The following is a 19,821-nucleotide window of genomic DNA, read 5'->3' on the forward strand; positions in this document are numbered from 1 at the left end:
TTCCCTCCCAGTGGCAGAAGGTCGGCGCTATTTACTAGGTAACGCCAGAAGTTCTTGCAGTTTTTTAAGAAAAGCCCCTGCCGCTTTTGAGAACACCTGATGCTTTTTCCATACTATATGCAGGTGTGCCTCTACGCGCGGCTCCAATGGTATAAAGCAGAGACTGCTCTTTTCGGTAGTATTCACCAGCTTGTCCAAGCCTAAGGCATACCCCACGCCTTCCTCAACCATAAGCGCAGCATTATAAATTAGATTATAGGTTGCTATGACATTCAGATTTTCAAGATTATTACCCAGCCATCCCGACAATTCATTACAGGCAAGCGCCTGTCTGGAGCAGATTATTGGTATGTCCCGCAAAGCTTCTGGTTTAATGTGGGCAGAAGCCGCCAACATACTGTCTTTTCTCATAAGCAGCCCCCAGGTGTCTACTGCCGATAGGCTAATATAATCATATTTATCTATTTCTGTGGCTCCAATCAGAACACCAAAGTCCAATAGCCCCTTGTCCATCCGTTCGGTAACATCCTCGGCATTGCCGCTAAATAGGTGATAGCGGATATAAGGATATACCATCTGCATCTGTTTCACAGTTCGGGCAATCAGACGCATGGCATCTGTTTCACCACAGCCAATATAAACATCGCCGCTAATTACTTCATCCGATTGATGCAATTCTGCTTCAGTTTTATCTACTAAGTCGATAATTTCCTGCGCCCGCTTACGAAGCAGCATTCCTTCTTCTGTCAAGGTGATTTTTCTATTCCCACGAATAAGCAAGACTTGACCCAACTTTTTCTCCAAATCCATAAGCTGTTTAGAAAGCGTAGGTTGAGATACATGAAGTGCTTTCGCTGCTCCGGTAATGCTTTCTTCCCTTGCGACCGTCAAGAAATATCGCAACACTCTAAGCTCCATAAATCCACACCCCCAAAGTTCTTAGTGATAGTATACATCTTTCATCCATTCTTGCAAACTATGGGAGTGGATTCTTTATAATTATTTGTTATTCATGCCTTACCAATCTATAATCAATTAAAAAGGTATAATCACCTCATGATGATTGCAGAGTGGAGTTATATACTGTGAATAAACAAAAACTGATAGCAATATTGACCCTTAGGGGCAGCGTGCCCACCAGGACATGCTAAACTGCGAAAATTCGTCACGTAAGCTGCTGGCATAGTCTAGCCCATAGACATCTACCTCTGTATGAATATATCCACTGCCTGTTGTCTAGCTGATAACAGGCAGTGGATATTGTGTTCTCTCTGTAAGTTATTCTGTCGTGCCGCTCTTTTCGCCTTTCAGAATATCAATCAGCTTCATTGCAGCTCGCGATAATTTCTTTTCCTTGTGATATACGACCCAGACACTAAACTCTGGCCGGGGAACATTCGTAAACTCAATTAACGAGCCGTCTGCAAGCAGGTTTTTGACCAGATTTAGCGGCAAGGCACCACATCCCAATCCCTGTAAAATAGAGTTTTTCATGGCTTCCGCATCGTTGTAGACAATGGACGGTTCACTTTTTTTCCGTCCAAGCGTTTTGTCATATAACGAGCGAAATAATCCCCCTGCTTTATAGCCCAACAGAGGATATTCCAAAATGTCCGTGCTGTGCTTGAATTTTTCAGCAACCATTGGATGTACGACCCAAACCAATTGCTCTTTGAAGACTTCAAATCCAGTCAGATAATCCAACGACAGTTCTTTTTGAATAATTCCCAAATCAAAGCGATTTTCCGCAATGCCTTTTGGAACAGTGGCTGCATGAGAGCACATTTCCATAGTAACTGAGCAATGGGGTACTTGTTGTTGAAAGGTCTGGAGATAGGGCGCCAAAATATAATTGACTGTGGTTGTCGAAATGCCAATTTTGATATTCCCCGGATGAGCGCTTAATGCCTTGTGAGCCTCATCATAGATCGCCAATAGCTTTTCCGCGTAAGCAATCAATTCCCGTCCAGCATCAGTAATAAACAGTTTTTTCCCGACCCGGTCAAATAGCATGACGCCAAAGGCTTGCTCTAACGCGCGTATCTGCCCAGTAACCGTTGGCTGGGTAAAGTTCAATTGTTCTGCCGCTTGAGTCATGTTGCCAAGTTTTGCGACCATCAAAAAAGTCTGGAAAAGCTGAATGTCCATATTTCACCTCTTTGTCCCATTAGCCTGTCAGTTTTGCCATCGTAAAACTATGATGGACATAATTCATTATATTCTTCTAAATCCAACTGCTTTCTCCTGCTGGGTAATGTGAATCTGCTTGCTAAGAAAACCTTATTGATTCAATAACGATTGCCAATTTCACAGTTCAATGCAGCAGGACTATACTTTAATCAAGAACAAAGTATTATGAGGAGGAAATGAAAAATGGAAATGCTTATATTTTATTTAATTGCTATTTATATTTCAGCAGTTGAAACCAGCAATGAAAGAAAAGAGTACAAAAATTAACCGTAAAATGAGAAGGTGAGTTAGTTACACGAAAGGCTCCCATCAAAAAAGAACCTTGAAAATTATCATTGATTTCATCCGACTATAAGCATACACTTACAAGCAATAGCTATTGCATGAAGATGATGCATAAGAAGAAGGTGCTTAAAATGTCAGCGATTTATTTACCCAGTTGCAAGTTTACCGCCCACTCCCCGGAAGCCAGCAAGAGAATAAAGAACTATCTCTCAGAGAATTATGATATTCAAATCGGGGGATGTTGCAGGCCCTTTCACAAGCAGCTTACTAGTGATGATACAGTGATTTATATTTGTAATACCTGTTCTGCATTTTGCCTGGAAGACTCTGCTGCGGAAAAAATAATCTCTGTTTGGGAGTTATTAGCAGAAGATACACACTTCTCTTTTCCAGATTACAACCACCGGAAAATGGCTCTGCAGGATTGCTGGCGTAGCTATGACAATGCCGCTCAACAAAAAGCAGTCCGTAGAATCTTACAAAGAATGAACATCAATATCGAAGAATTAGATGAAAACTACAATAAAACAAGATTTTGCGGAGTTTCACTCTATGAGCCGCTGCCTAAACAAAATGGAGAATTTGCCCCAAATCGCTTCATTGAAAATGCTGAAGGCCTTTTTATTCCGCATACAGAAGAGAAACAGGCAGCATTAATGAAAAAACACTGCGATAAAATTAACTCCCACGAAGTTGTCTGTTATTGCACTGCCTGTATAAAAGGCATCAATCTTGGTGAAAAAAATGGCATTCACTTATTAGACCTCATGTTTGGATTAGACCTAAAGCAACTGAGGTCCTTTAACTAGTAAGAAGACCTAAATCCAGGGATAGTATTTATTTTATTTGCACTCTCGACAAAAAGAAAAACCTGAACTTAATCTCTCCGGTGAAAAAGTCTATGAATCCTTAGCAATTAAGAGTTCATAAGCTTTTTCCATTTCCTAACCTTTTTAATATTAGTAAAACCTTCATGAGCTAATTCGTATTTTAGAAATCTTCTCTACCACGCCGGCCAAACCCCATATGACGGCCTGCAAAACAATGCGCGTGCGGCCCATGTCCGTGAAAATCAGGTTGTTCGCCGCCAAGTGTTTCTTTTAACGTAGCAATAATGCGGTCTAGATACCCAGCCAAAATCTCTTGTTCCTCTTTGTTCAAGCTTTGGAACATCTCGTCTGCTGCGAGTTTTTGGGCACGCCGCTGTTCATTCTCTGCAGCCACCTTTGCCCCTTCATCTGTTAACTTGATATCCATGGCGCGCTTGTCTTCAGCTGAGGGTGTGCGGGTGATATAACCGTTTTGTTCCAGTTTAGTCAATAATTCTCCCAAAGATTGTGGTCGTATGCCAAGTAAATACGCGAGTTTCTTTTGGCTCATTTCCGGTTGCATCTTGAGCAAAGACAGAATTCGGCCTTGCCCGCGATAAGGATCATGAAGATGGCTTGCCCCCATCTGATGGTGCTTTTGCATGAATAAACGACTAAGCATGATGAATCTTTCAGTTAAGCTGATATTTTCTTTTTCCATACTTATCTGCTCCTTGTATTTTATTAAGGTACCTTAAATACATAATAAAGGTACCTTAATAATTTGTCAATATCTTTTCCCTGGAAAATAACGTTATAATTAGCTTGCTATATAAAAAAACGCTCATCACAGCTAAAATGGCTGATTGAGCGTTTTGACATATAAATAATTCCTACTATAGCCCCTAGAAAATAGTTTTCTATCCATCGTCTCACATTCCAAATTTACTGGCTAAGTAACCTATTGGAATCTGCCGGAGCATCTGACCGTTCGCTATTGCTATAACTGCGAAGTTGAGACGCAACTGTAATAGTGTAGCTTTCAAACATTGAAGCATATCCCTGTCGCTGACTCATACGATGTTCTGTTTGATTGCGCCATTTACTTACCGCTTCCTCGTTTTCCCAAACAGACAGACTAAGCAGTTTTCCTTCATTTACAAGACTGGCGAAACGCTCTGCACGTATGAATCCTACACTTTTTACAAGCTCATTTTTAAGGTCAGCAGCTAAGGCAAGATACTCATCTATATAACTCTTTTTAACTGTAACTTCAAATAAAACTAATATCACTTACATACACCTTTTTTCTATAAATATTTGCAGTGTGAATGGATTAATAGTTCATCCGGGCCAACTGCATGACTTCATATCAACGCGGCCGTCCATTAGGAAAGGCACACCTTCGGCTTCCAAAAGAGCCTTGCGGATATTTGCATACATGCCGCCTGTAATGGAACCGTCTGCCATAACAACCCGCTGCCACGGCAAATGATCCGGGCAACAACGCATAGCCCAGCCAACCACACGCGCCGCGCGGGGGCGTCCCAGCATCCGGGCAATCTGGCCATAGGATACCACTTTGCCATAAGGTATTTGCTCAACAACGGCGTACACTTGCTGAAAAAACGGATTCGAATTCAAAATTAACTCACCCTCGACTTGTTTATAATTGTTTCATTATAAATTCAATACCCAAAAGACCGGAACACCTTTAGCTTAGTTGCTGCGATTTTCTCGCTGGAAATTACCGTCCATCAACTCTTTTCAACATACCGGGCAATGATGGTCCCGGCAAGCAATGACCATACCGGAGCGCTAATATTTAAAATTGTAATATTCGCCAGAGCAATCATAAAGGCAAAAGTTACACTAAGTTTCATCGATGGCCGGGAAAAACTAATTTGCAGGCTGTTTATATAGACGCCAAGCAATGCAAAACCACCCAGGATTCCAATAAAAGCACTCGGCAAAGCCTGAATCCAGGGAACAAACTTCCACGCAAACAATCCAAAAATAAGAATAATGCTGCCGGAAACAACCGCCCCCATATAACGCGCTTCCTTCGGACCTGCTTCTTCAGCAGCACAGATCGCAGTCATCATTCCTCCGATATTCGCAGACTGACCGCCAAAAATACCGGCAATAACTGAAAAGATACCACTCAAAGTAACAATTCGATTAACTGGGGGATGATAATCATTTTGTTCTAAAGCTCCAAGCCCCACCGCGCAATCATTGCTTAAAATAAGTAATGCCAAGGGAACCGCAACCGAGAGGAAACTAGCCAAGCCAAACTCCGGAACTTGAGCTTGGGGAAATATAAAATCGGTCGCCATTCCTGTATTGCCAAAATTATGGGACAAAAGCAAGAGAATGCTCCCGGTTATAATTGCTGCCAATATTGGCGGAATTCGCGTATTGGCTTTGCTGAAAAACAAAAAAGCCAGTAAGGCACCGCCGCCAACCAACAAGAATTGGCTGGTGGACACAATAAAATTTATCATATATTTAGTAACCATTCCGGCCAGCATCGCTGAAATAATCTCTTTGGGAACATAATCCAATAATTTAGAAAAAGTACCCAACGTCCCTACCGCCAGTATTAATAAACCGGATAAAAGATAAGCGCCGATAAGCTCCGAATAAGTAAATTGACTGGTAACTGTGGCTAAAAAGGCTACTCCGGTAATGGAATGAGCCCCTACGATCGGCATGCGATAGCGTAGCGGCAAAATAATACCAAAAATCCCACCGCCGACATATATCGCAAAAAACCAGAGTATCGTTTGATAGGTTGAAAAATTCCCATTCACCGCCGCCTCTAAAATAATGGCTGGCGGACCGGCGATGGCTAATAATGAAGTAACAATTCCTGCTGCCATATTTCTTGGATTTAAATCGCGTAAAGGGTTACCTCTCTCCGCCTGAGTAACCATCTTAAAAACGTTCAGATATATTCCCCCCCAGAACATTAAAGCATATGTTGTCTCTGCTTAAGTTTTCCCGTATATTCTAACTGGCAGCGAATATCTTCTCCAACTTTGGTTATACATCCTCCTGTATCGTAATTATATAAGGCATACTGTTCAAATACAAGTAACTATGAAAATTGAAGCCGCCGATCGTTCTGCGGCAGCAAAGATTTACACCGGCTACCGCAATGCTTTCCTCCAAACTATCAAAGGCACTCTGACGAAAGATTTGCTGGTCCGGGACGAGGATGTACAGGTTCTGCACGATCAAGACTGCATAAAAAAGCGAACGTGTCACAAAATGTTTTTTAAAACAGCATTTGTGACACGCTCCAACAACCTATTGCCATATAGTATTTTCAAGATTCTAACCCCTGCAGCTGTGTTGCTTATTGCCGTCTCATAGCCTTCCGGCTCTGTCACGGATTAATCTGTCAATTCCGCCTCAGCAGCAAGCTTACGCACCAGCACCCGGGTAATCCGCATGTTATCCACTTCCTCAACTATGAACGTATATTCGTCATAATCGACCTGCTGACCAATCCGAGGCGGCATCTCTACTCGAACCGTCATCCAACCGCCAATCGTATCAACAACCCCTGTATCCAAGTCCATTTCGAACACTTCATTAACTTCATCAATGAGCAGACGCCCATCCACTGAATGAACATTATCTGCCCGCATCTCGACAACCGGCCGCTCTTCATCAAACTCATCCTGGATTTCACCGACGATTTCCTCCAGAATATCCTCGACCGTCACCAAACCGGCTGTACCGCCATATTCATCAATCACAAGCGCAATTTGCGCCTGATTCTTTTGCATCAGCTTGAGCAAGCTGCTGATCGGCATCGTTTCCGGTATAGCCATAATATTTCGTGTTATTTCCCTTAACGCAGGAGTCTCGCCCTTAGCCAGCGCCGCCAGCAAATCCTTGATATGAACAAAACCGATAATATTGTCTTTATCCGGGTCACAAACCGGATAACGGGTAAGTTGCTCGTCCAAAGCCTTGTCCAGGTTGACGGCAAAGGCGTCCTCGGCATAAAGGCAAACCATATCAGTGCGGGGGATCATAACTTCATTCACATGCCTTTCGGCAAAATCGAAAATATTATCGACATACGTAAGTTCTGTCTGATTAATATATCCCTGCTGATGGCTTTCTTCCATCAAAATTCGGATTTCTTCCTCAGTATGGGCAGCTTCATGCTCACTTGCCACTTCAATGCCTACTGCCCGTAAAATCCGGTTGGCAATACTATTTAATACCCAAATTATCGGAAACATCAACTTATAAAATGCGATGAGCGGCACCGACGTCCAGATGGCTACACTGTCGGCCTTTTGAATAGCCAGCGACTTTGGCGCCAATTCACCGAGAATAATATGCAATGCGGTGATGATCGAAAAAGCAATAGCAAAGGCAATAGTGTGAATTATTGCTCCCGATAAGCCGAAGTCTGCCAGCACCGGCTCAATCAAACGGGCAATCGCCGGTTCGCCAATCCAGCCTAAGCCTAGCGATGCCAAGGTAATTCCAAGTTGACAGGCCGATAAATAGGCGTCCAGATTATCAACTAACCGTTTCGCATATTTCGCCCGTGTATTCCCTTCCTGCAGCAGCGTATCAATACGTGTACTGCGTACCTTTACCATAGCGAATTCTGCAGCAACAAAAAAGCCGTTTAGCAGCACTAAAAACATAACCAGAAAAATATTCCATACAACTAATGTTGTATCCAATAAAGCCCAAACTCTCCCTATATCCAGGGAGAATTGGTTCACCTCCTCTTTTTATAAAAGCCTTTTATTAAAAGTTTTCAAACTACACCTCAAGTTCAAAAGAGGGAGTTGCCTTGGCGACTCCCTCTCCTGTCAGCATCCCAGCCGCTTAGCCAATTTCCGCAATTTGTCCGTCCGCCGGGCGGTGGCAGGGTGCGCACTAGATTTGTATTGATGTTTATTATACCGATAATGCCTGCCATTTACAAATCTCCTGTCAGGTTCAGTCAAGCAGCCTGAGACCTTCAGCCGGGAATCCGGCATTCTGGATTGCCGGCTGTCACGCAGGCTCTCTCGGGCTTCGTCAAGCTCGCTTTTTCATAGCTGACCGGCTGGCAAAGATATTCTGTTCACCCGCAGTTCGCCAGATTAGACTACCGTTTATATGGCATATCATTCGGGATAATGATGCACAAAGGTACTAACAAGAAGGCCGGTGACTGCCGCACTGATGACAAAAACGGAAAATGCGGCCTTCCCTGTATTGGACAGGAAGGGCCGCATGATATAAGTAACGCTTTTATTTTCCAAATGGCGAATCGTCCCGGCGGACAAAAAATCCCTGATTATGATTGCAAGCCGGACAGATTTGCGGTGCTCCGGTACCTTTATGGATATGGCCACAGTTTAGGCAGATATATTCGGTGGGAGTTCCGTTTTCAAATAGTTTATTGGTTTGCACCAGCTGTGCATACTGAGCAAAACGCTGGCTATGTACTTTTTCAATCTCTGCGATCAGGTAAAAAGAGTTTGCTATATTGGAAAATCCTTCCTCTTTAGCCTTGTCGCCAAAAGATTTATAAATCGTCTCATACTCGGCAGCTTCGTGCTTGGCAGACAGCTGCAAAAGCTCCAGGATGTTATCCGAATTATCGATAGGATAATTGGCAGTCAGTGAGATTTCCTGCCCATGGAACTCTTTTAAGTGATTATAGAATACCTCAGCATGTTCCTTTTCCTGATTACCGGTGTAATGGAAAAGCCAGTATAAGACCTGAAGGTTTTGTTTTTTTGACTGTCCTGCGGCAAATTCGTAGCGCCGCCACGCTTGGCATTCACCGGCAAAAGCCCGTAAAAGGTTCTCCTTGGTAACGCTGTCCTTTAGTGCAACCATTCTCTTCCTCCTAATTTTGTATATTTATTAGTAGTATTACCAAATTTCTCTGGTTTATAAGAAAAAAGGAATGAATGGTAACCCTCATAAGACAGCATAAATTTATTTTGACACAGCCTTCGGTTTCACTTTGCCGCTCCGTAATAATACGGCAGAAATCACCATAAAAATACAGGCCACCAGTAGAACAACAAAAACATCGTCAAAAGCGAAGATGACCGACTGGCGCTGTACTAAGCCGCTGATCATTGCCATAGCCTTATGCTGAACAATGCCCGGGGAATAGCCGGCTTGCAGCCACACATTATCAAGATAGGTAAACATATGCTGGATTGCTCCCGGAGGAGTCCCCGCCTCCCTGAGCAGTTTTTCCATTCCCACCAGAGTATTCTTTGTGGCAATGGATGTCACGTTGATGTTTTCGGCATTGTGGGCCAGATGGTAGATTCCCCTGTTTTGCATGAGTGTCGACATTATCGCTATGCCAAAAGAACCGGCCAGCTGACGAACGGTATTGCTAAGAGAACTTGCCCGGCTGATCTTGGCCAAGGGCACTGAGTTCATGCCCAGCACCGTCACCGTCATTATCCCGCTGGGAGGCGCTGATCGCCCCGTCAGCGTATAACCTGTCCATCCGCTCATAATTAACTGTCGCATTGTCCAGATTGGCCTTGGCTTGATCGGCGAACGCCCGGGCCTGCTGGATTTCCTGCGGACGGGTACCGTTCACAAGCTGCTCATAGTTGGCTTTCGCCACCGCGAGCGCCGCCTCGGCCTGGGCCTTCTGCGCCAGAATGTCTTGCGGGTCGATGCGGGCCACTGTCTGTCCGGCCTTTACCATATCCCCCTCCGCTACCATTAATTGGGCGACCTTGCCGGTGACCTTGCTGCTAACAGTTACAATCGTACCGCTTACACGCGCATCGTCAGTGCCGACATACCGGGTCGTATAATACCAGTAGCCTCCTCCCGCGAGAATGCCTATCACCACAAATACAACCAACAGACCAATTGTCAGCCTGCGTTTTTTTTCAGTACCAGTTCCATTCTCGCTCATTCCTAGTCCTCCTCATTACTAGTCAGTTAAAACAGGTATTGTCGGTAGTCAGGCACTTCGGAGAAAAAGTTCCTTCCTAATTTAATTCACGAATTTCATAATCATCGCTTTTTAGAACCGGTTGTAGTTCGAATTGCGGCAGTTACATCTGCTAAAAACCTGCTGGCAAATTCTAGTTCATCTTGACTATATGTACTAAAAATTTGCTTAAAAACTTCTTCCGCCTCCTTGTGCGAGATTTCATGAAGTTCAAAAACTTTTCTTCCCAGCGGCTTTAAGCGGTAGTAAATTTCTTTTTGGTTATCTGCCAGGCGATACGCTTCAATCATGTTCTTCTTTATCAGTTTAGCTGCTATCTTGGAAATACCGCCTTTGGTTATATTTAGTTTTTTGGCAATAGCCGTTGTATTGAACATTTCATTGCGTTCAATACAGTCAATGACATGACATTCTGCCAGAGAAACACTTACATTACGCAGTTCTTCATGTCCCTGTTCCAGCAGGTTATTTTCTAAAACTTGCTTCTTATATTCTTCCACATCATTAAAATGATACAGTAAGACTTCGAATTGTTTAATTAGTTTCTGAACTCTCTGTTCTTTATTTTGCATACTCAACCCAACTTTTCAGATGTCAATCTTAATTTAATTTTTATTATACAGTATGTAAATATCCAAAGCCAGCATAATTGTTTCCATGTCAATAAAATTTGGTTGACTCGGAAACAATATCGTTTTATAATAAAATTGTTTCCAAGGAAACCAACATTGTTACAAGGAGCGATGCATAATGAAAATTGATCTGTCAGTTACTGTTACCGAAGAAATTCTACAATTAATGTCAAGTATGACTGCTACTGGTCAAATACCCCCTGTTGTTCAATTCGGACATATCGGCACCCACTTCGACGTGATGAACAAAAAATTTCCGCTGGAGAATACCGAACGAAGAGGAATACTCTTTGATGTCAGCCACGTAAAAGAAAGAGAAATTGAAGCAAGCGATATCAATCTGGACAAAATCACTGAACACGATTTTATTATGTTTTATACCGGCTGCTTACAAGAAAACAAATTCGGAACTGCTGAATATCTCAAAACCCGGCTCGAATTATCTGATGCGCTAATAACCGATCTTGTAAACAAAAAGGTAAGCATGATTGGCATTGATTTCCCAGGTATTCGTAAGCCTGCCGAACATTTCCGGGCCGACCAGTATTGCGCCGATAACGGAGTCTTTGTTATTGAAAATCTGGCAAATCTGGAAATATTGCTGGCAGCAGCCAAAGGCCAGCCATTTTTAGTGCATACTTATCCGGTCAATTATGAAGGACTGACAGGGCTCCCCTGCCGGGTCGTTGCCGAAGTGTAAGACCTCGATGTTAAATATATAACTGAGTTTATCCTGACATTAAAACGCTGTCATTAAAAAACCCGCGAATTTCGCGGGTTGACACCGTATTATCCTATTGCATTTTTTAAGGTTTTAACCTGATGTTTTCTTCCTATGTCTGCGGGAACATCTACCCCATTCCCCACAGCCCATGATCCCAGGCACTGCCTGACTTCACAGGCTGTGTTCTCTTTTCAGCCCAATGCAACACTCCACGTGCACTGAGGTTTCATAAGGCAGGCCACAGCCGCAGCCCAAATAACTGCCAAGATTCCTAAGTTCTTCTCTTGCACTTAAAGTCCCCTCCTGTCCGAAGTACATCTAAACCATAACCAACAGAGCGACCTTGCATGCTTGGTATATAGGTCTACAGGGTGCCAATAGTCATGCCGCAATTTGATAAATCTCATTTACAACAGGCATATTGATGTATTGAACCCTCCTGAAACCAACACTTCTGATACCATTAGATATTGTTTTCCGGTTTCTGTATCCTCTAAGATTCTGATCGTATAAACCCGCTCATCTTGCGAGTAGATAACCTTAAACCGTCGGTTTTTCATTCGGATCACCTCACTATTGAATTTACTCCCATTTAGCAGAAAAACTGACTAATTGGTAATGAACCCAAACACAAGTGCAACACCCAAGCGTACTGCAAAATCATAGATAGCCATACGCCCCCCTTCCCTCCAAAAATTACCTCTTAGCACGGTTTTTGAACAAGTGGCTGTTGTAGCGTTATGTCAGCGTTCTTTTTCTCGCTTGTCTACTACCGCCTCAACGGGTTTTTCTTTGGGTTTCATTCTCCAAAATACAACATTCATCACAATCACAATAATCACGCATACAACCATAGAAGCCCAAAAGCCCATATCAATGCCATACCACTGTGTTGTACCAAAAAGATCCATCCAAATATTATTTAAATCCATTGTTAAGCTCCTTTCTTTTAGAGAAGATCACCGTAGTGCCGGACATATGCCTTCTTTATGCTTGTGGCCAGCGCCATATACAATATGATGCAGGGAATCAAGTAAGCAAAGTATGCGGCCGGCAGCGGCAGAAATCCGAGCGTTGTTCCAAACGAAGTAAACGGAATGACTGTTACGACTCCAACGCCAATTAAGGTGAGCATTGTAAGCGTGGCGGAAGCGCGGCTCTGGATGAACGGGAGCTTCGGTGTCCGGATCATGTGAATAACCAAGGTTTGGCTCCACATGGATTCAACAAACCATCCGGCTTGGAACAGCGCTACATAATTCGCTTGCATCTGTAGTAACTCTGCGCCGGTAAAGTAACTTGCCAGGTCGTTATATAGAATACCGTTGGACACAAACAGCGGGCAGAAAATAAAGCACATAAATGCATAAGTGGTCCAGTCAAATATGGAACTTGTGGGGCCAAGCCACAGCATGAAACTGCCAACAGAAGACGCATCCCACTTCCGGGGTTCCTTCAGAAACTCCTCGTCTACGTTGTCCCAGGGAATAGACGTGCAGGACAAATCGTAGATCAGGTTGAGAAAGATCAATTGCACGCTCATCATCGGCAGAAACGGAAGCAGGGCGGAGGCTGCCAGTACCGAAAACATATTGCCAAAGTTGGAGGACGCCGTCATCTTGATGTATTTATTCATATTGGCATAGGTCCTGCGGCCCTCAATGATGCCTTCCTCCAACACCATGAGATTCTTTTCCAAAAGGATAATGTCTGCGGATTCCTTCGCAATATCTACCGCAGTATCCACAGAAATGCCAACATCAGCGGACTTCATTGCGGCAGCGTCATTGATACCGTCACCTAGGAAGCCAACGGTGTGCCCGTTATTGCGAAGGACGGTCACGATACGAGCCTTCTGGTCCGGGGAAAGCTTTGCAAACACCTCGGTGTGCTCGGCTGCTTTTGCCAGCTCGTCATCATCCATTTTGTCAATATCGGAACCAAGCAGCAGGTTATTGACTCTCAAGCCAACCTGTTTGCAAATAAAGCGGGTTACCTTGTCATTATCTCCGGTCAGAATTTTGGTTCTAACACCATAGTCTTTAAGAGCTTTGATTGCCGCAGAAACGGAATCTTTCGGCGGATCAAGGAAGGCTAGGTATCCGATCAACACCATGTCGTACTCATCTCTTACACCAAATGCCCGAATGGGAGAAGGATTATTTTTTTGGGCAACGGCAATGACCCGCATCCCATCTTCATTAAAACCATCTACCGTTCGCAGGATTTTTTCTTTTAATGCGTCTGTAAGCGGCTCGACTTCACCCTGATATTCTACAAAGGAGCAGATCGAGAGCATTTCCTCCACGGCGCCTTTGGTGACCATCTGTGTTTTACCGCTTTTATCACTGACTACTATGGATAAACGGCGACGGGTAAAATCAAAGGGAATCTCATCAACTTTTGTATAAGCTTCAGACAAATCGATGAGCCTGGGATCGGAAGCCTCCTCCTCCTCTGTTTTGTGGATGATGGCCAAATCCATCAGATTTTTGTAGCCTGTCTGAAAATAACTGTTCAGGTAGGCGTGGCGAAGTACACGGGTATCTTTATTGCCCATCACGTCCATGTGATACTCCAGTACCACACGCTCCTGTGTCAATGTGCCGGTTTTGTCCGTGCAAAGAATATCAATGGCACCAAAATTCTGGATGGAATTCAGGTTCTTCACGATGGTCTTCTTTTGCGACATGGTTACAGCGCCTTTTGCCAGGCAAGTAGTGACAATCATCGGCAACATTTCAGGGGTCAGTCCTACTGCAATGGAAATACCAAACAGGAACGCTTCCAGCCAGTCACCTTTGGTAAGCCCGTTAATAACAAACACAATAGGCACCATAACGAACATAAACCGGATGAGTACCCAGGATACGGCATTTACCCCCTTGGTAAAGCTGGTTTCAACGGCTTCACTTGCAACTGAAGAAGCCATAGAGCCAAACAGGGTATCGTCACCCACAGAAATAATCACTGCGGTGGCGCTGCCGCTGATCACATTAGTCCCCATGAGCACAATATTGGCATACTTAGTAACGGTATCAACTTGATCCTCACAGACGGTATCCACTTTTTCCACAGGTTCGCTTTCGCCGGTCAGGGCTGATTGGCTGATGAACAAATCTTTTGCCTGGATAATTCTTGCATCCGCAGGAATCATATCACCGGCAGAAAGATGAATGATATCACCAACCACCGCATCGACAAGGGGAAGCTCCTGCCTTTTACCGTCCTGGCGATCAACGGTGAAAGTCGTGGTAATCATGCCCAGGAGTTTTTCAGCAGCATTGCCGGATCTTGACTCTTGGACAAAGCGTAAAGTCCCGGAAATAATAACCATAGTCATGATAATGACGACCGTGCGCAGGCTAACATCCTCCGATGCGTTTTGCATAATCGGCAGGGCAATATCCGTGATAGCAGATACAATAGCAAGACAAAATAGGATTGCCGTAAAGGGGTTGATGAACGCACCTGCCAACTTTTGCGACAGTGTTTTTTTCCTTCCGTGGGTCACCTTATTGTTGCCATAGGACATGCGGCTGGCAACGACCTCATTTTCCGAAAGACCGTCCAGAGAGGTATTGAATTTCCGAAAAACATCTTTTAGCTTATTTGTTGCGGCGAAAACTATTGTTTCGTTGGTCCTATCCCTGCGAGCAAGACTATCTGCGATGTTTCCAACCGCCGCTCTGTTTGGATTCTTGTTCATGAGTCTATACCTCCTAATTTGATTACGTAGTTCCCTGGAACAGCCAAAAAGGGCATAAAAAAACCATCGCTATTATGCTTCTCCAGCGCATAACCCGTAAGTTGTTTTGCAAAGTTTCTTCGCATTACGGAAATGCAGCTTATAGAGGAATACATAAACGATGGACAAATTTTTTATGGATGAATGGCGATTTTTCTACTATTCCAATAGTCGAATCGCAGCTTCAGTTATAACGAACCTGTTATAACTTCCACACATATTAATTTGCCTGACCGTTTTGGTTTGTCCCCTACAACTGTAACTGTCCACGAACTCTCATCTCCTTCTATTTCTTGGGCAATATAGCGACTCAAAGGTGCTTTATCCTGTAACTACCTTCAGCTGGGATTCCCCCCACCTGAAACCAAGTTTGCTTTATCAGTATAAATAGAATCAGTACTAAATCCCATGGCTAAACTCTTGCGATTCTCTTGCCAAATAGCAAGAAAAAACGGATTGATTCAGCTGTGCCACAGCAAAAGTCAATCCGTTTTCCTATTCTCTGGCAGTAAACTTATAACCAAATTCTCCAATAGTAAGGATGTATTCCGGCCCATCCGGTTGGGGTAAAAATTAATCTACTCTCCGCTCTTTAGGTCATCCCCCGCAGCTCCCTGCCCTTTCGCCAAACAGACTACACCCAGTAGGATTAAGACGCCGCCCAATACCTTATTGGTTGTCAATGGCTCGTTAAATAGCCAGACGGATAACAGCGTTACACTGGCTATTTCCAAATGCGAAGCGGCAAAAGCAGGGCCCACCGGCGCATATTTAAGCAAAGTCATCCAGGTTACGAAAGAGCCGAGATAACCGCCCAAGGCCAGATAAACCCAAACAGTCTCTAATACTCTAAGAAGCCAGACCGTGTCAAGCTCTACAGGCAGAGCTTGCTCGCCGGCATATTTCATACAGATTTGCGTCAGCGTATCAAAGCAAAGCAATACAAAAAAACCTATAAAGTAAAACCGTTTGCTCATTGTCCCCCCAGCCCCACAACGGCTACGCCCACCGAGATCAGTGTCATGCCGGCCAACCGCCACCCGGTAAGCTGTTCACTAAAAAATATCCGGCCAGCTACCATAATAACGACAATATTAATAGAAGCCAACATGACGCCCACCGACAGCGGGACAAGCGATAAAAAAGCTACCCAGCAAACAAACTCGACAATGTAAAACAAGATACCTACCCAGAGCCAGGGCCCCTTAGCCATGTCTTTCCAATGGCTAAGGCCGCTGTGCTCAGCGCTTTTGACCGCCGCCGCCTTGAAGGACAATTGTCCGATCGTATCGCAGGTAATGTTGGCCAGCCAGACCAAAAGGGCCAATACGCTCATCATAGCCAATTCCTCCGTTTGCTGAGTCCCTGTAGCAACTCCTGGGGCGGGCGCTCCCGGTATTCAGCAGCTTCAAGCAAGGTTTGAAGCTGGCCGGGCTTGCGTTCATGCTGCGCCAATTTTTCTTTTTCCTGCCTGCTGAGTTGTTCGACAAAATAGCGGGCGGTTTCCATGCCAACCTGGCGTCTCTCCTGGTCAATGGTAATCATATGGTAGCTGTCCTCCAGCGCGATCAGACGACTGGGACCGCTGATATGCTCTTTGATATAGATTGCGTTACGGATGCTGGCAATATCATCATCGCGGGCATGGACCAGCAGGGTGGGAATCTTAATTTGGGGAAGATTTACCTTAACCAGGTCCACTAACCGCCACAGCTCGCGCAGCGACCGGCCCGGCGTCCCGGCAAAACCGGCAGCCGCAGGGTCACCGCTTATCATTTGGGCGTGGACTCGCTCGCGCAGCCGCTTGTTTTTGATGCCATAAGGCCAGGCTTCTTCAAAACGGTAACGCTTACCAATGTAAGGGAGCCTTAGGACAAGCGGCAGTAAAAAGCTTAGTCTTGGTATGCTCCAGCCATCCCACCATAAGGTAGTAGAATACAGGCTCAAGGCACGAATACGTCCGGGAAAAGTCTGGGCCAGACGCAGGCTGAGCACAGCTCCGGCCGAGATGCCGCCGGCAAAAATGACGTCAGCGTGCTCAGAAAAAGCGAAGAATGCTTCCTCGACACTTTTTGACCAATCCGCCCAGGTTGTCTGTAAAAGCTCAGCTTCCGCGACACAATGTCCGGCCAGGAGCGGGCAAAAAACGGTAAAGCCATAGGCGTTTAAATCTTTAGCTATGCCTGACAACTCCGTGGGGGTGCCTGTCAGACCATGGACAAGAATAACGCCGACAGGCCCCCCCGGCCACAATAACCCCATTGTTTTTAGTTGGTCTATTGATATAGTCATTGAATAACTTCACCCGCACCAATCATTTCTTCGTTACCCGGTGCAGTACTTGGTCGAGCAAACGGAAAGCCAGATCGATTTCATTCCGGGAAATGTCTAATGACGGTGCGAACGTGATGACGTTTTTATAATAGCCGCCAATGTCGAGAACGAGGCCATATTGACGGCCATCTACTTCCAGGTCGCCCTTCATGGCTTCATCAACAATGCGATCCATCATCGCCTTATCAGGGGTAAAGCCGTCTTCAGCGCAGATTTCGGCCCTAAGGGCCAGGCCTAAGCCATCGACATCGCCAATAATAGCATAACGGGACTTAAGCTCCCTGAGTCCCTCCAGGAAATAACGGCCGCTATCGTTAACGCGGGTTTCATAATCAATTTCTTCCAGCATCCGCACGGTTTCCAAAGCAACAGCCGTACCCAAGGGGTTACTGGCAAACGTGGAATGCGTAGAGCCACAAGGGAAAACATCCGGTGTGATCATTGCTTCTTTAGCCCACAGGCCGGACAGGGGATTTAAACCATTGGTCATCGCTTTGCCGAACACCAGGACATCCGGCGTGACGCCAAAGTTTTCCAGACCCCAGTATTTACCTGTCCGGTAAAAGCCCATCTGAATTTCATCGTCGACCATGAGAATATTATGCTGGTCTAAAATACGCTTTAGCGCCGGGAAGTAGCCATCTGGCGGAATAACGTAGCCGCCTGTTCCCTGAATGCACTCTACATAAAAGGCCGCGTATTCGGCCTCGTGGGCTTTGGGGTCCCATAATCCGTAGTATTCGGTCTCAAAGAGCCTCTCAAGCTGTTGTATACAAAACATATCGCAGCTCTCGCGGCTCAGCTTATAAGGACAGCGGAAACAGTAAGGGAAAGGCACAAATAGCGCCCGCTCGCCGAAATGCCCGTACCGGCGTCGATAACGGTACGACGAGGTAATGCTTGTGGCTCCGAGCGTACGACCATGATAGCCCCCTTCAAAAGCAAGCATGAGACTTTTCCCATGGCAGAAGTTGCGGACTAACTTCAGCGAGTCTTCAACAGCCTGCGAACCGCCGACATTGAAATGGACCCGGCCTTTGACCCGGTGCTTGTTTTCCATATACCGGCACAGTGCCGTTGCCAGCTCTACTTTTTCGCGGTGCAAATATTGTGATGCCAATTGCGGCAATGTGTCGAGCTGTCTTTTCAAAGCATTGTTTAGGCGCTCATTGCCGTAGCCAAAATTGACTGCCGAATACCACATTTGCAGATCGAGGTAAGGCCGGTCGCGGTCGTCGTATACAAAGGAACCCTGACTGTGGACGAAGAGCTTAGGCGGGTCGATGTAGTGGACGGTATCGCCGTAGGAGCAATATGCGGCCTCAGCGGCCAATAAACTATTCTGATTTTTGTTGTCGTTTTTCATTATTAACCTCCTGATTGGGCAAGCTTAGTCTCTGACTCAGAGCTCAAGCGCCGTAGTATTTCGTTGTAGTGAAAAGACTGGCTGTGCTGCAGGCAGTCCAAAATGCGGATAATTTTATAAAAATCGTCGTAAGGCAAATAGTTGAGGCTGTTCTCGCGGCAATAAGCTTCCAGCGACAAGCCCCTTTTCGCTAAAACTAAAGCGGCGCGGGAAGCAAGACAAAAATCTGAACGGCCATCGCCGATTAAAATAACGGGACTTTGGCTGGCGGCGGCTGCACATTTACAGACGCCCGACCCGCAGTTTTCACGACTGTGCGGAAAAGCCAGTTCATACCCGGACTCTATGATCCGCAGCTGATTGGCTATTATCGGAATATCCTGTAGCCCGTGGCGGGCTAAGACATGGCGGATGACATAATCAAGTCCATCGCTGACAACGGTCAGGTCTATTTTTTGCCTGCGGACAAAAGCGATAAATTCTTTGAAGCCTTTGGCCAGCGAAATTTTATCTAAAAAATTATGTAAGTCAGCCAGGTTGAGGTCGAGCATCCCAATTTGTTGGGCCATACATTCGCGGGCCGTTATGTGCCCGGCTACCCATTGCCGCTCTATCTCCTCCCATTCCGGCGAAGCGAAGCGGCTAAGCAGGGCATCGGTTGTATCCATAGACGTAATGGTATTGTCAAAGTCACAGATGATAGAGAATGATCCGGAATTTTTCCAGCTTAAAGAGAGGTTTCTCATATGTTTTTATCCTTTTC

22 protein-coding genes are annotated in these 19,821 nt (G+C 45.2%); 3 read left to right on the forward strand and 19 right to left on the reverse strand.

Annotation, left to right across the window (positions count from 1 at the left end; all coding sequences use genetic code 11):
- Window positions 1–27 precede the first annotated feature (27 nt).
- Window positions 28–918, reverse strand: a complete 891-nt coding sequence (locus tag SPSPH_RS12710) for a LysR family transcriptional regulator (RefSeq protein ID WP_075756802.1) — start codon at window positions 916–918, stop codon at window positions 28–30.
- Between the two features lie 360 nt (window positions 919–1,278).
- Window positions 1,279–2,148, reverse strand: coding sequence for a LysR family transcriptional regulator (locus SPSPH_RS12715; protein ID WP_075756801.1), 870 nt, complete (start codon window positions 2,146–2,148; stop codon window positions 1,279–1,281).
- 458 nt (window positions 2,149–2,606) lie between these two features.
- Here SPSPH_RS12715 and SPSPH_RS12720 point away from each other — a divergent pair, with 458 nt between their 5' ends.
- A complete protein-coding gene (locus SPSPH_RS12720) occupies window positions 2,607–3,284 on the forward strand; it encodes a hypothetical protein (RefSeq protein ID WP_075756925.1) in 678 nt (225 codons plus the stop codon).
- Window positions 3,285–3,465: 181 nt separating this feature from the next.
- On the opposite strand, the gene SPSPH_RS12725 is transcribed toward SPSPH_RS12720, so the two are convergent.
- From SPSPH_RS12725 to SPSPH_RS12740, 4 genes are all read right to left on the reverse strand, one after another.
- Window positions 3,466–4,005: a MarR family winged helix-turn-helix transcriptional regulator gene (locus SPSPH_RS12725; protein ID WP_075756799.1), complete on the reverse strand. Its 540-nt coding sequence runs from the start codon at window positions 4,003–4,005 to the stop codon at window positions 3,466–3,468.
- Between the two features lie 224 nt (window positions 4,006–4,229).
- Complete coding sequence (locus SPSPH_RS12730; RefSeq protein WP_075756797.1) at window positions 4,230–4,577, reverse strand: antibiotic biosynthesis monooxygenase family protein; 348 nt, start codon at window positions 4,575–4,577, stop codon at window positions 4,230–4,232.
- Between the two features lie 51 nt (window positions 4,578–4,628).
- Window positions 4,629–4,928 (reverse strand): MGMT family protein, encoded by a 300-nt coding sequence (locus SPSPH_RS12735; protein ID WP_075756796.1) that lies wholly within the window; start codon window positions 4,926–4,928, stop codon window positions 4,629–4,631.
- A 113-nt stretch (window positions 4,929–5,041) separates the two neighbouring features.
- Window positions 5,042–6,259: a benzoate/H(+) symporter BenE family transporter gene (locus tag SPSPH_RS12740; RefSeq protein ID WP_338735577.1), complete on the reverse strand. Its 1,218-nt coding sequence runs from the start codon at window positions 6,257–6,259 to the stop codon at window positions 5,042–5,044.
- A 130-nt stretch (window positions 6,260–6,389) separates the two neighbouring features.
- Here SPSPH_RS12740 and SPSPH_RS12745 point away from each other — a divergent pair, with 130 nt between their 5' ends.
- Window positions 6,390–6,665, forward strand: a complete 276-nt coding sequence (locus tag SPSPH_RS12745; protein ID WP_075756794.1) for a hypothetical protein — start codon at window positions 6,390–6,392, stop codon at window positions 6,663–6,665.
- A 20-nt stretch (window positions 6,666–6,685) separates the two neighbouring features.
- On the opposite strand, the gene SPSPH_RS12750 is transcribed toward SPSPH_RS12745, so the two are convergent.
- The 5 genes from SPSPH_RS12750 to SPSPH_RS12770 all read right to left on the reverse strand — a co-directional run bounded on the left by SPSPH_RS12750 (window position 6,686) and on the right by SPSPH_RS12770 (window position 10,826).
- A complete protein-coding gene (locus SPSPH_RS12750; RefSeq protein WP_075756793.1) occupies window positions 6,686–8,047 on the reverse strand; it encodes a hemolysin family protein in 1,362 nt (453 codons plus the stop codon).
- Window positions 8,048–8,564: 517 nt separating this feature from the next.
- Window positions 8,565–9,158 (reverse strand): rubrerythrin family protein, encoded by a 594-nt coding sequence (locus SPSPH_RS12755; protein WP_075756792.1) that lies wholly within the window; start codon window positions 9,156–9,158, stop codon window positions 8,565–8,567.
- A 102-nt stretch (window positions 9,159–9,260) separates the two neighbouring features.
- A complete protein-coding gene (locus SPSPH_RS12760; RefSeq protein WP_075756791.1) occupies window positions 9,261–9,722 on the reverse strand; it encodes a hypothetical protein in 462 nt (153 codons plus the stop codon).
- Complete coding sequence (locus tag SPSPH_RS12765; protein WP_075756790.1) at window positions 9,676–10,215, reverse strand: HlyD family secretion protein; 540 nt, start codon at window positions 10,213–10,215, stop codon at window positions 9,676–9,678. The genes SPSPH_RS12760 and SPSPH_RS12765 overlap by 47 nt, the downstream gene beginning before the upstream one ends.
- 101 nt (window positions 10,216–10,316) lie before the next feature.
- The gene (locus SPSPH_RS12770) at window positions 10,317–10,826 is read right to left on the reverse strand and encodes a MarR family transcriptional regulator (RefSeq protein WP_075756789.1); all 510 of its coding nucleotides are present in this window, start codon (window positions 10,824–10,826) and stop codon (window positions 10,317–10,319) included.
- Between the two features lie 178 nt (window positions 10,827–11,004).
- Here SPSPH_RS12770 and SPSPH_RS12775 point away from each other — a divergent pair, with 178 nt between their 5' ends.
- Entirely contained in the window at window positions 11,005–11,586 is a 582-nt protein-coding gene (locus SPSPH_RS12775; RefSeq protein WP_075756788.1) for a cyclase family protein, read from the forward strand.
- 431 nt (window positions 11,587–12,017) lie between these two features.
- Here SPSPH_RS12775 and SPSPH_RS23540 read toward each other — a convergent pair whose 3' ends face one another.
- From SPSPH_RS23540 to SPSPH_RS12810, 8 genes are all read right to left on the reverse strand, one after another.
- Complete coding sequence (locus SPSPH_RS23540) at window positions 12,018–12,170, reverse strand: DUF6440 family protein (protein WP_219930484.1); 153 nt, start codon at window positions 12,168–12,170, stop codon at window positions 12,018–12,020.
- Between the two features lie 183 nt (window positions 12,171–12,353).
- A complete protein-coding gene (locus SPSPH_RS12780; protein ID WP_075756787.1) occupies window positions 12,354–12,542 on the reverse strand; it encodes a conjugal transfer protein in 189 nt (62 codons plus the stop codon).
- Between the two features lie 17 nt (window positions 12,543–12,559).
- Window positions 12,560–15,319, reverse strand: coding sequence for a magnesium-translocating P-type ATPase (gene mgtA / locus SPSPH_RS12785; protein ID WP_075756786.1), 2,760 nt, complete (start codon window positions 15,317–15,319; stop codon window positions 12,560–12,562).
- 617 nt (window positions 15,320–15,936) lie between these two features.
- Window positions 15,937–16,335 carry a DMT family transporter gene (locus SPSPH_RS12790; RefSeq protein WP_075756785.1) on the reverse strand — a complete coding sequence of 133 codons (399 nt, stop codon included), beginning with the start codon at window positions 16,333–16,335 and terminating at the stop codon, window positions 15,937–15,939.
- Entirely contained in the window at window positions 16,332–16,697 is a 366-nt protein-coding gene (locus SPSPH_RS12795) for a hypothetical protein (protein WP_233139112.1), read from the reverse strand. The genes SPSPH_RS12790 and SPSPH_RS12795 overlap by 4 nt, the downstream gene beginning before the upstream one ends.
- Window positions 16,694–17,650: an alpha/beta hydrolase gene (locus SPSPH_RS12800; RefSeq protein ID WP_075756784.1), complete on the reverse strand. Its 957-nt coding sequence runs from the start codon at window positions 17,648–17,650 to the stop codon at window positions 16,694–16,696. Before SPSPH_RS12800 ends, SPSPH_RS12795 begins: the two co-directional genes overlap by 4 nt.
- Window positions 17,651–17,672: 22 nt before the next feature.
- Window positions 17,673–19,058, reverse strand: a complete 1,386-nt coding sequence (locus tag SPSPH_RS12805; protein WP_075756783.1) for an aspartate aminotransferase family protein — start codon at window positions 19,056–19,058, stop codon at window positions 17,673–17,675.
- 2 nt (window positions 19,059–19,060) lie between these two features.
- Entirely contained in the window at window positions 19,061–19,804 is a 744-nt protein-coding gene (locus tag SPSPH_RS12810; protein ID WP_083945625.1) for an MtnX-like HAD-IB family phosphatase, read from the reverse strand.
- Window positions 19,805–19,821: the final 17 nt, after the last annotated feature.

The sequence above is a fragment of the Sporomusa sphaeroides DSM 2875 genome (genome assembly GCF_001941975.2).
GTDB classification, from domain to species: Bacteria; Bacillota; Negativicutes; order Sporomusales; family Sporomusaceae; genus Sporomusa; species Sporomusa sphaeroides.

Bases quoted from the DNA above. Each gene is read 5' to 3' on its own strand.
- SPSPH_RS12710 (WP_075756802.1), bottom strand. From the start codon at position 918: ATGGAGCTTAGAGTGTTGCGATATTTCTTGACGGTCGCAAGGGAAGAA.
- SPSPH_RS12715 (WP_075756801.1), bottom strand. From the start codon at position 2,148: ATGGACATTCAGCTTTTCCAGACTTTTTTGATGGTCGCAAAACTTGGC.
- SPSPH_RS12720 (WP_075756925.1), top strand. From the start codon at position 2,607: ATGTCAGCGATTTATTTACCCAGTTGCAAGTTTACCGCCCACTCCCCG.
- SPSPH_RS12725 (WP_075756799.1), bottom strand. From the start codon at position 4,005: ATGGAAAAAGAAAATATCAGCTTAACTGAAAGATTCATCATGCTTAGT.
- SPSPH_RS12740 (WP_338735577.1), bottom strand. From the start codon at position 6,259: ATGTTCTGGGGGGGAATATATCTGAACGTTTTTAAGATGGTTACTCAG.
- SPSPH_RS12745 (WP_075756794.1), top strand. From the start codon at position 6,390: ATGAAAATTGAAGCCGCCGATCGTTCTGCGGCAGCAAAGATTTACACC.
- SPSPH_RS12755 (WP_075756792.1), bottom strand. From the start codon at position 9,158: ATGGTTGCACTAAAGGACAGCGTTACCAAGGAGAACCTTTTACGGGCT.
- SPSPH_RS12760 (WP_075756791.1), bottom strand. From the start codon at position 9,722: ATGAACTCAGTGCCCTTGGCCAAGATCAGCCGGGCAAGTTCTCTTAGC.
- SPSPH_RS12765 (WP_075756790.1), bottom strand. From the start codon at position 10,215: ATGAGCGAGAATGGAACTGGTACTGAAAAAAAACGCAGGCTGACAATT.
- SPSPH_RS12770 (WP_075756789.1), bottom strand. From the start codon at position 10,826: ATGCAAAATAAAGAACAGAGAGTTCAGAAACTAATTAAACAATTCGAA.
- SPSPH_RS12775 (WP_075756788.1), top strand. From the start codon at position 11,005: ATGAAAATTGATCTGTCAGTTACTGTTACCGAAGAAATTCTACAATTA.
- SPSPH_RS23540 (WP_219930484.1), bottom strand. From the start codon at position 12,170: ATGAAAAACCGACGGTTTAAGGTTATCTACTCGCAAGATGAGCGGGTT.
- SPSPH_RS12780 (WP_075756787.1), bottom strand. From the start codon at position 12,542: ATGGATTTAAATAATATTTGGATGGATCTTTTTGGTACAACACAGTGG.
- mgtA (WP_075756786.1), bottom strand. From the start codon at position 15,319: ATGAACAAGAATCCAAACAGAGCGGCGGTTGGAAACATCGCAGATAGT.
- SPSPH_RS12790 (WP_075756785.1), bottom strand. From the start codon at position 16,335: ATGAGCAAACGGTTTTACTTTATAGGTTTTTTTGTATTGCTTTGCTTT.
- SPSPH_RS12795 (WP_233139112.1), bottom strand. From the start codon at position 16,697: ATGATGAGCGTATTGGCCCTTTTGGTCTGGCTGGCCAACATTACCTGC.
- SPSPH_RS12800 (WP_075756784.1), bottom strand. From the start codon at position 17,650: ATGACTATATCAATAGACCAACTAAAAACAATGGGGTTATTGTGGCCG.
- SPSPH_RS12805 (WP_075756783.1), bottom strand. From the start codon at position 19,058: ATGAAAAACGACAACAAAAATCAGAATAGTTTATTGGCCGCTGAGGCC.
- SPSPH_RS12810 (WP_083945625.1), bottom strand. From the start codon at position 19,804: ATGAGAAACCTCTCTTTAAGCTGGAAAAATTCCGGATCATTCTCTATC.